General features: G+C 66.0%; 8 protein-coding genes and 1 pseudogene. 1 reads left to right on the top strand and 8 read right to left on the bottom strand.

Going from position 1 to position 9,732, the window contains the following annotated elements:
* Positions 1–372 precede the first annotated feature (372 nt).
* On the top strand, positions 373–1,728 hold the full coding sequence (locus tag RFM40_RS32935) for a glutamine synthetase family protein (RefSeq protein WP_320230314.1): 1,356 nt from the start codon (positions 373–375) through the stop codon (positions 1,726–1,728).
* Between the two features lie 6 nt (positions 1,729–1,734).
* On the opposite strand, the gene RFM40_RS32930 is transcribed toward RFM40_RS32935, so the two are convergent.
* The 8 genes and pseudogenes from RFM40_RS32930 to RFM40_RS32895 form a co-directional block, all read right to left on the bottom strand.
* Positions 1,735–2,724, bottom strand: a complete 990-nt coding sequence (locus tag RFM40_RS32930) for an ABC transporter permease (RefSeq protein ID WP_320279005.1) — start codon at positions 2,722–2,724, stop codon at positions 1,735–1,737.
* On the bottom strand, positions 2,721–4,241 hold the full coding sequence (locus RFM40_RS32925) for a sugar ABC transporter ATP-binding protein (RefSeq protein WP_320230311.1): 1,521 nt from the start codon (positions 4,239–4,241) through the stop codon (positions 2,721–2,723). The genes RFM40_RS32930 and RFM40_RS32925 overlap by 4 nt, the downstream gene beginning before the upstream one ends.
* A 64-nt stretch (positions 4,242–4,305) precedes the next feature.
* A complete protein-coding gene (locus RFM40_RS32920; RefSeq protein ID WP_320230310.1) occupies positions 4,306–5,298 on the bottom strand; it encodes a substrate-binding domain-containing protein in 993 nt (330 codons plus the stop codon).
* An 83-nt stretch (positions 5,299–5,381) separates the two neighbouring features.
* Positions 5,382–6,158 (bottom strand): SDR family oxidoreductase, encoded by a 777-nt coding sequence (locus RFM40_RS32915; protein WP_320230309.1) that lies wholly within the window; start codon positions 6,156–6,158, stop codon positions 5,382–5,384.
* A gap of 2 nt (positions 6,159–6,160) precedes the next feature.
* Entirely contained in the window at positions 6,161–7,324 is a 1,164-nt protein-coding gene (gene dgoD / locus RFM40_RS32910; RefSeq protein ID WP_320230315.1) for a galactonate dehydratase, read from the bottom strand.
* Between the two features lie 89 nt (positions 7,325–7,413).
* Complete coding sequence (locus RFM40_RS32905) at positions 7,414–8,157, bottom strand: FadR/GntR family transcriptional regulator (RefSeq protein ID WP_320230308.1); 744 nt, start codon at positions 8,155–8,157, stop codon at positions 7,414–7,416.
* A 146-nt stretch (positions 8,158–8,303) separates the two neighbouring features.
* Positions 8,304–8,945, bottom strand: a complete 642-nt coding sequence (locus RFM40_RS32900; protein ID WP_320230306.1) for a ThuA domain-containing protein — start codon at positions 8,943–8,945, stop codon at positions 8,304–8,306.
* Between the two features lie 74 nt (positions 8,946–9,019).
* Positions 9,020–9,732 (bottom strand): annotated as a pseudogene (locus tag RFM40_RS32895) (recombinase family protein); the annotation flags it as partial.

Here is a 9,732-nt window from a genome sequence, read left to right as displayed (position 1 = left end):
CGAAAGGACGACCAGGATCCACTCGGTCTCCTTCCCACTTCAACCATACACCAGAACCAACACACAGGATCCTCGGGTCTGCGCTGCGTCGCTACGCTCCTTGCTCCGCCCGTGGATGACGAACCATACCGCAGCGACCTCCACATTGACCGCTCAAATCCCGCTTGGCTTTCCCTCGTCCGCCAGCTATGTTGCGATCGCAGATCGCAGAAAACGGACCCGAAATGCCGCCCGATATCCCGGCTAGCGACTTGAAAAAATGAAGAAAAGCCAACCTGTAGCGATCAGGGAGGCCTTCATAAACTCACGAGCTGAAATGGGATATCGTAGCCGAAACGGCTACAGCACCTCCAGAAAAACAGGGGCTGGAAATTGGGCGATGCAATCGCGGACGTTTTGAACTGGCTTGAAAGCAGGAACGACATCCAGAGCCTGAGGGCCGCGGTGTGCGACCTGAACGGCATCATGCGCGGCAAGCGCATTCCGGTCGAGCAGGCGCGCAAGGCGCTCGAAGGCAAGCTGCGCATGCCCTATTCGCTGATCGGGCTCGACATCTGGGGCGAGGACATCGAAGGCAATGCGCAGGTCTTCTCGACCGGCGACGCCGACGGGCTTTGCCATTGGACGGGGCGCGGCATCCTGCCGGTCAACTGGACGGCGCATCCGACCGCGCTTCTGCCGCTCTGGCTCGCCGATGAGGCCGGCGCGCCCTATCTCGGCGACCCGCGCCGCGCGCTCGCCCGCATCCTGGACCGTTACGCGGCGCTCGGCCTGACGCCTGTCACCGCGACCGAGCTCGAATTCTATCTCGTCGACCCTACGTCCCAGCGGCCTGTCGGCCCCGTCTCGCCTGTCACCGGCCGGCGCCTCGATTCCGACGCAGCGCTTTCGATCGACGAGATCGACGATTTCGAGGCCTTCATCCACGATATCTACGAAGCCTGCCGCATGCAGGGCATTCCGGTCGACACCGCGATCGCCGAGAACGGCGTCGGCCAGTTCGAGATCAACCTCAACCACGTTCCCGACGCCTTGCGCGCCGCCGACGACGCGGTGCTCTTCAAGCGCACCGTCAAGGGCATCGCCCGCAAGCACGGCTTTGCCGCCTGCTTCATGGCCAAGCCCTATGGCGAACGCGCCGGCAACGGTTTCCACGTTCATTTCAGCGTCGTCGACAAGGAAGGCCGCAACATCTTCGACGACGGCAGCGACCAGGGCTCCGACACCATGCGCCATGCCGTCGGCGGCCTGCTCGCCGCGATGGCCGAAAGCACGCTGGTGTTCGCGCCGCATTTCAATTCCTACCGGCGGCTGCGGCCGCGCTCCTATGCGCCGACCGCAGTCGCCTGGGGTTACGAAAACCGCATGGTGGCGATCCGTATTCCGGGTGGCCCTTCCGCCGCGCGCCGTATCGAGCATCGTGTCTCGGGCGCCGATGCGAACCCCTATCTGGTGCTGGCGGCGATCCTGGGCGCCGCGCTGATCGGCATCGAGCACGAACTGTCGCCCGGCGAGCCGACCGGCGGCGAGGGGCAAGGGCTGACACTCGCCAAGCTGCCGCCGGATTGGGCCTCGGCGATCGCCGCCTTCGAGACCGGGCCGCGTGTCGCCGAAATCTTCCCGGCCGTGCTGCGCGACGGCTTCATCGCCTGCAAGCGCCAGGAATTGAACACCTTCGCGCTCAACGTCAGCGACTTCGAAATCGAGACTTATCTCGAAAGTGTGTAGGCGCAACTAGCCTCCCGACCGCGCCCGCTGGCGCTCCTGCACGATGACCGCGAGGATCAGCAGCGCTCCCTTGGCAAGCAGCTGGTAGAAGGTCGGCACGCTGGTGAGGATCATGCCGTTATTGAGCACGCCAATGATCAGCACCCCCAGCATAGCGCCGACGATCGTGCCCTTGCCGCCCTGCAGCGCGCAGCCGCCGAGGATCGCAGCGGTGATCGCTTCCAGCTCCAGCCCCTGGCTGCCCGAGGCCGGTTGTCCGGACATGGTGCGGCTGGCGAGCACCAGGCCAGCCATCGCCGCGGCGAAGCCGCTCATCGCATAGATCGAGATCTGGTAGCGGCGGATCGGGATGCCGGCGAGCCGCGCCACCGTCGGGTTGCCGCCGAGCGCATAGATGTTGCGCCCGACGACCGTCTCGCGGGTGAAGACGACGAACGCCGCCATCGCGGCGATCAGCAGCCAGATGGCGAAAGGCAGGCCGAACAGCGTGCCGATGCCGAGCGCGCGCAGGCTGTCGCCGGTGATCGGGATCGAGTTGCCGTTGTTCATCAGATAGGCGAGGCCGCGGAACGCCGACATGGTTCCAAGCGTCGCGATCACCGCGTTGACCGGGCCGTAGACGATGATCAGCCCGTTGACGGCGCCCGCCACAAGGCCGGCAAGCAAACCGGCGAGGATGCCGGCCGGGATCGAACTGGTTTCCTGGGCAGCCACGGCCAGCACCATGGTGCTCAGGCCCACGATCGATCCGACCGAGATGTCGAGCCCACCGGAGACGATGACCACTGTCTGCGCCATGGCCAGGATGCCGAGGATGGTGACCGCAAGCCCGATATTGATCAGGTTGCGCGGTGTGAAGAAGACGTCGGGCCTCAACGCCCCGAAGATCGCCAGCAGCACGACAAGCGCGATGAGCAGGCTGATATTCTGCGCACCGATGCGGCCAAACAGGCTGGCCGGCGCGCGCTCGCGGCCGGCGGTCGCGGTATCGGTCACGACACCCTCCTTTCGATTGCCTCTTGCCCCGAGCGCATGGCCAGCGCCAGCACGGCCTCTTCGCTCGCCTCTTGCCACGGGAGCTCACCGCTGATGCGCCCGCTCTGCATCACCAGCACGCGGTCCGCGAGGCCTAGCAGCTCCGGCATTTCCGAGGAGATGAGCAGGATGGCGAGGCCCTGGTCGGCCAGGCTTTCGACGAGCCTGTAGATCTCCGCCTTGGCGCCGACATCGATGCCGCGCGTCGGCTCGTCGAGGATGAGCATGCCCGGCCCCCGCGCCTGCCAGCGCGCGAAGACGACCTTCTGCTGGTTGCCGCCGGACAGTTTTCCGACCGCCTGTTCGATCGACGGCGTCTTCACCCTGAGTTCGGCGACGTGGCGGGCGACCAGCGCGCGCTCGCGCCTGCGGCTGAAGAAGCCGTAGCGCGATACCTTGTCGGGCACCACGAGGCTGACATTGTCGCGTACCGCCTGCATCAAAAGCAGCGCTTCCTGCTTGCGGTCCTCAGGCACCAAGCCGATCCCCGCCGCGACCGCGTCCGCCGGCTCGCGGGGTCTGTAAGGCTGGCCGCCGACGCTCATCCGCCCGGCCAGCAACGGATCGAGTCCGACGATGGCGCGCGCGACTTCCGTCCGTCCCGCGCCGACCAGGCCGCCGAGCCCGACGATCTCGCCGGCCCTCAGCTCGAAGCTGATCTCCTTGACGCGGCGTGTGGTGATACTCTCCAGCGCCAGTCGGACCGGACCCAGCGCGCGCTCCCTTCGCTTGAACAGGTCGCTCACCGGCCTGCCGACCATCAGCCGCACCATACGCTGCTCGTCGAGCGCGTCGATCGGCTCGTCGGCGACACGGCTGCCGTCGCGCATCACCACGCAGCGGTCGGCAAGCTCGATGATCTCGCGCAACCGGTGCGAGATGTAGATCACCGCGACGCCGTCGGCCTTCAAGCGTCGGATGACGCGAAACAGCCGCTGCGCCTCGTCCTCCGTCAAGGACGAGGTCGGCTCGTCGAAGGCGAGCAGCCGCGCACCCGGCCGCAGCGCCCGCATGATCTCGATCAGCTGCCTGAGCGCCGGGCTCAGGCCATGGCAGCGCTGCCCGGGCGAAAGCACGTCGGCCACGCCGAAGGTGCCGAGCAGCTCGAGGCTGCGCCGCTCGAGGTCGGCGCGGTCGAGGAACAGCCCGCCCCGCGCCTTGATGTCGCCGATGAAGATGTTCTCCGCCACCGTCAGTTCCGGGATGATCTCCGGCTCCTGATGGATGACCCGGATGCCTGAACCATGCGCCGCGCGCGGCGAGCTGAGCTGCACTGGCTGGCCGTCGACCAGCACCCCGCCGCTATCGGGGCGGTGCTCGCCCTCCAGCACGCGCATCAGCGTCGACTTGCCGGCGCCGTTCTCGCCGATCAGGGCGGTGATCTGGCCGGCGTTGAAGGCTACCGACACGTCGCGCAGCGCCTGCACGGCGCCGAAGCGCTTGCTGACGTTCTCGACGGAAACGACAGGCTTGGTCATCGGCGGGCGGCTCCGCATGAAGCCGCCCGCCGTGAAGCCGCCAGCCATGGGGCCGAAGGAAAGCCTAGGACTTGCAACCGAGCGTGTCCTTGAACTTGGCGAAATTCTCGCCGCTGATCAGCGTGGCGTCCTGGAAATAATCCTTCTGCATCTCCTTGCCGGTGGCCTGGTCGTAGAGCGCCTGGATGGCGGCGGCGCCATGCTTGGCGCTGTCCAGCCACATGGTGCCGCGGAAGCCCGAGGGCCTGCCGGCGCCGAAGGCCTCGCAGGAACGCGAGCCGTCGATGCCGATGCCGATGACGTTCTCCGGCTTCATGCCGGCGTTTTCGGTGGCGCGCACGCCGCCGAGCACGCCGTCGTCGTTGCAGGAGAAGAAGATCCACTTCTCGGCATCCGGATTGGCCGTCAGCGTCGTCGAGACAACGTCGATCGAGTTGACCATGGTGTTGTCGTAGGGGATCGAGACGATGCGCGACTTGATCTCGGGGATCGCCGCGACCAGCGCCTCCTCCGTGCCCTTGTTGCGGCGCATGCAGGTGTCGGCCTTCTGGTCCTCGATCGAGCCGACGCGCACTTTGGACAGGTCCTTGTCCCAGCCTTCGGCCTTGGCGATGCGGGCGATCTCGGTGCCGACCTGCTTGCCGATGTTGAGCGCGTTCATGCCGACATAGGCGACCGGCGTGCCGTCGGCGAAGGCGATGTCGTCGTCGACCGCGATCAGGCCGATCTTGGCCGCCTTCGCCTTGTCGGCCACGACCGGGCCGAGCGAGCGGTCCGGCACCACCACGGCGATGCCCTTGACGCCGTCGCCGACATAAGTGTCGAAGGTGGTGACGGCGAGGTTGGCGTCGAACTGGACGTCCTGGACCAAAAGGTCGACGCCGAGCTCGGCGGCCTTGTCCTTGGCGCCCTTCACCTCGCGGACGAACCAGGGATGGTCGCCCATCTTGTTGATGTAGCCGAACTTCATCTTGTCCTGCGCGCCGGCGCCGTGGACCGTCAGCGCGACGGCGGCTGTGGCTGCTGCCACAAGGCATGCCCTGATCATGCTTTTCATTGGTTTTCCTCCCTGTCGATCCCGGCCGGCGGGACGTGATCTGCTTGAAGACGTTTCCGGCGACCGGCCGCCGGCGCGAAACCTCATTCGTGGTAGAGAACCGAGCGCCCGCCGTCGATGACGATGCAGGCGGCGTTGATGAACGGCGCCTCGTCGGAGCCTAGGAAGACGGCGGTCATCGCCACCTCTTCCGGTTTGCCAATGCGGCGCGGCGGGTGCAGGTCGTACGTGCGCTGGCGCTCGGCCTGCGGATCGGGGAACGTGTTCCAGTAGTCGACCGCGATCTGCGTCTCGATATAGCCAGGCGCGATCGCGTTCACGCGCACACCTTCGGCGGCGTATTGGATGCCGAGCGACCGCACCAGGCCGAGCAACCCGTGCTTGGCGACGGGATAGGGAAAGGTCGACGGGATGATCGCGAAGGAATGGCAGGAGGCGATTGCGACAACCGAACCGTGCTTCTGGGCGCGCATCGCCGGCAGCACCGCGCGCGCCGAATACCAGACGCCGTCGAGATCGACGGCAAAGCAGCGCCGCCATTCCTCTTCCGTGGTTTCCAGCGGCTCGTGGAAGACGTTGATGCCGGCATTGGCGACCAGCACGTCGATGCGGCCGAAGGCGCCGAGCGTCTGCTCGGCCATCGCGTCGCAAGATCCGCTGTCGGCGACGTCGGTCTCCACGAACAGCGCCTGCGCACCACTTTCGACGAGCGAAGCGACGACCATCGCCCCCGCCGAAGCGTCCTTTTCCGCCACGACGATCGCGGCGCCTTCGGCCGCCATCGCGCGCGCCGTCGCCTCGCCGATGCCGCGGCCGGCGCCGGTGACGATCGCTACCTTGTCCTTGAGACGCCCGGCCATCGTCACCAGTCCACGACGGTGCCGTCGGCAAGCACGGCATTGGTGGTGTGCATGACCTCCGGTCTGTAGGGATGCCGGTCGGCGACTGCCTCGTCGACCTCGACACCAAGTCCCGGCGCGTCCGGCACCTGCCAGCAGCCGTCGACCATGCGGATCGGCCCCTTCACCACCTCGAAATACCAGGGCACGGCGCCGACCATCTCTTCTTGGATCAGGTGGTTGGGCGTAGAGACCGCGAAATGCAGCGCCGCCGCGCCGGCGATCGGACCGAGCGGGTTGTGCGGCGCGACGCCCACCGAAACCGCCTCGGCCATGGCCGCTATCTTCTTGGCCTCTAGCAGGCCGCCGCAATGGCAGATGTCCGGCTGCACGATGTCGACCGCCCTTGCCCGGAAAAGGTCATCGAATTCGGGACGATCGACCAGCCGCTCGCCGGTGGCGATCGGCACGCGCGACTTGGCGGCGAGCTGCGCCAGCGCGCCGGTCTCGCCGGGCGGCAGCGGCTCCTCGATGAACATCGGCCGGTGCGGCGCGAGCGCATCGATATAGGCGAGCGCGGTCGCGGCCGAGGCGGGGCGCCCGTGGAAGTCGACCATGATCTCGACTTCCGGCCCGACCGCCTTGCGCAGCGCCTCCATGAGCCGGCCGACCTTGTCGATCTCGATGAGCGGCGCATGGTAGTGGCTGTAAGGGATGAAGACGGCCTTCAGCGCGCGATACCCCCGCGCCACCACCTCGGAGGCGCGCTGCACCAGCGGCTCGGCGTCGAGCGTCTCATAGACGGCGCGCATGTCGCCGAGGCCGAGATGCGTATAGACCTTGACCCGGTCGCGCACCTTGCCGCCGAGCAATCGCCAGACCGGTTGGTCGAGCCATTTGCCGAAAATGTCCCAGAGCGCCAGCTCGATGCCGGAGACGGCCGACATGCCGATGACGCCCAGCCGCCAGAACGAGTGCTTCTTGAGGATGCGCACCGCCTGCTCGATGTCGCGCGGATCGCGACCAACCAGAAGCGGGGCCAGGTCGTTGACGGCGCCGACGACGGCCTGGGTTTTCCATTCCAGCGTCGCCTCGCCCCAACCGTAAAGGCCCGGCTGATCGGTCTCGATACGCACGAACACCCAGTTGCGCATATCCGCGTTCACGACGCGCGTGGTGATCGCCACGATTCTCAAGCGCAACTCCTCCCAGGCGACACTTAGATCATATGAAAACGAGTTATCATACGATCTAAAATGGCGTCAAGGCGGAAACGTCAGCCCTTTGCGTGGAGATCGTCGGCGGCGATGTCGAGCAGCCTGTTCATGGCGGCGCGAGCGCCGGCGGTATCGCGGATACGGATCGCCTCCAGCACCGCGACATGGGCGGAAAGCGCGCGCGACTGCGCTTCCATCAACGGATTGGTGACCAGAAATGTGGCGCGCAGCGCGGCCTCCAGCATGCCGACCAGCCCCTTGAGCACGACATTGTGGCTGGCGGCGATGACGCCCTTGTGGAAGGCAAGATCCGCCTGGCAGACGGCGTTGAGGTCGCCCGGGATGTTGTCGCGCATGCCGACCACCGCGCGCTCGATCTCGGCGAGATCGGCAGCGGTGGCGCGCCTGGCCGCGAGTTCGGCCGCCGCCGGCTCGAAGATGCGGCGTGCCTCCAGCAGCCCCGAAACCAGTTCTTCATCGTCCTGGATGGCGGGATGCCAACCGAGCACCACCGGGTCGAGCAGCCGCCAGCTGTCGCGCGGCAGCACCCGCACCCCCGCCCGGCGCCTGGCCTCGACAAGGCCCTTCGCCGACAGCACCTTGACCGCTTCCCTGACGGAAGTGCGACTGACGCCCAGCATGGCGCAGAGCTCGTCCTCGCGCGGCAGGGCGTCGCCGGGAGCATAGTTCCCGCCCAGGATGCGGCTGCCCAGCACGCTGACGACGGCGTTGTGCACGCTTGCGCCACCCTGGTCGACCGAAGGCATCCAGCCGATTGCATCCGAAGGAACGATGGTTTCCACGCAATCCTCTCCGGTGAAAGCCCGCTACTGTCTGTTGTATGAAACGTTAGGTCTTATGTAAATTGGCAATTCATATGATGAATATCGCCAGTCGCCGGGCTGCATGGCGGAGAGTCGAACCGACGAAGCAGCCGGCGGCGCTGAGTTCAGCGCGCCGCCCACACCAGTCCGCGGCGCAGGATCGTGCGCATCTGCGGCACCTCGAATTCCTTGGCCACATGGCCGAGCGATGAATAAAACACCCGTCCCTTGCCATGCCGGCGCTTCCAGACCACCGGCATCACGACGCCGTCGATCCATGGCGCATGGTCGCCCGAGAAGGTGGTGGTCGCCAGCACTTCGTTCGAGGGATCGACATGCATGTAATACTGTTCGGAGCGGTAGGGAAAATCCTCGATGCCCTCCATGATCGGATCGTCGCGCCGCACGATATTGACCTGGTAGTCTATGATGTTGCCGGGATGCGCGACCCACTGCCCGCCGCACATGAACTGGTAGTCCGTCGATTCGCGAAACGCATCGCCCATCCCGCCATGATAGCCGCCGAGGCCGACGCCACTTTCGACCGCTTTCGTCAGATTGGCCTCTTCGGCCTTGGCGAGCTTGGACATGGTGTAGATCGGCACGATCAGGCTGAGCTCGGCGATTGCCGGATCGGCGAACGCCGCGGTCGTGTTTTCCACGCGCACGGCGAAGCCTTCCTCCTCGAGCATCGCCTTGACGACTCGCGCCCCTGCTTCGGGTTCGTGCCCTTCCCAACCGCCCCATACGATCAGTGCCTGCCGCATCTTCCGCTCCTCATGCCTTACCCTCGCGGCCGACCTGCGGCAGCGCGGAGTCGGGCGACCATCGCTGCAAAGTCCTACTGAGTCGAGCTTGAAAGAAATGCAAGGCGAAAAAACGCAAACGGCCCGCACGAGGCGGGCCGTTTTGGTATTTGGTTGCGGGGACCCGCAACCCCTTTTGTCATAACATCGTCAAGCCTTTGATTTTGTTCAGAATTGGCGAATTCGAGGATGCCGAGCAACTCGCCGCGCAGCTCGGCATGCACCTCACCGCGCTTGTCGCCGGGCGTGAGCACGATCTCTCCGATCAACGAGCGCAACGCCTCGGCGGCCCGACGTCCGTCCTCGTGGTCGGCGAGTGTTTGCGTGAACTGCTCCACCCGCTTGCGGTAGAGGGTGGCGATGTTGGGATGCAGGTCGGGCACGTCAGCGGGCGCCATTGCCAGGCGCGCGGTGACCTCCGCCTTCTGCCTCTCCAAGTCTTCCATCCTCGCTTTCATCGAAGGTTGGTACAGACCATCCTCGATTGCGGCCATGATGCCGGCGATGGCGCGCTCGATCTTGTCGAGCGCCTTGCGGTTCTGTTCGCCTTGCGCGCGACGCTCCTGGTTGAGGCGGTTGGTTTCCTGGGCATAGGCTCTGACCGCCTCGGCCACGGCATCGGCCGAGACCAGCCTTTCCTTCAGGCCCGACAGGACACGCTGCTCGATCTTCTCGCGCGTGATGGTGCGGCCGTTGTCGCAGGTGCCCCGGCGCTGGTGGTTGAGGCAGGCATAGCGCTCGCGTGTGA

Origin of the sequence: Mesorhizobium captivum, assembly GCF_033977165.1 — a bacterium.
Taxonomy (GTDB): Bacteria; Pseudomonadota; Alphaproteobacteria; order Rhizobiales; family Rhizobiaceae; genus Mesorhizobium; species Mesorhizobium captivum.
This window is presented reverse-complemented; position numbering and strand designations above follow the sequence as displayed.

Bases quoted from the DNA above. Each gene is read 5' to 3' on its own strand.
- RFM40_RS32920 (WP_320230310.1), bottom strand. From the start codon at position 5,298: ATGAAAAGCATGATCAGGGCATGCCTTGTGGCAGCAGCCACAGCCGCC.
- RFM40_RS32900 (WP_320230306.1), bottom strand. From the start codon at position 8,945: ATGCGGCAGGCACTGATCGTATGGGGCGGTTGGGAAGGGCACGAACCC.
- RFM40_RS32925 (WP_320230311.1), bottom strand. From the start codon at position 4,241: ATGACCAAGCCTGTCGTTTCCGTCGAGAACGTCAGCAAGCGCTTCGGC.
- RFM40_RS32915 (WP_320230309.1), bottom strand. From the start codon at position 6,158: ATGGCCGGGCGTCTCAAGGACAAGGTAGCGATCGTCACCGGCGCCGGC.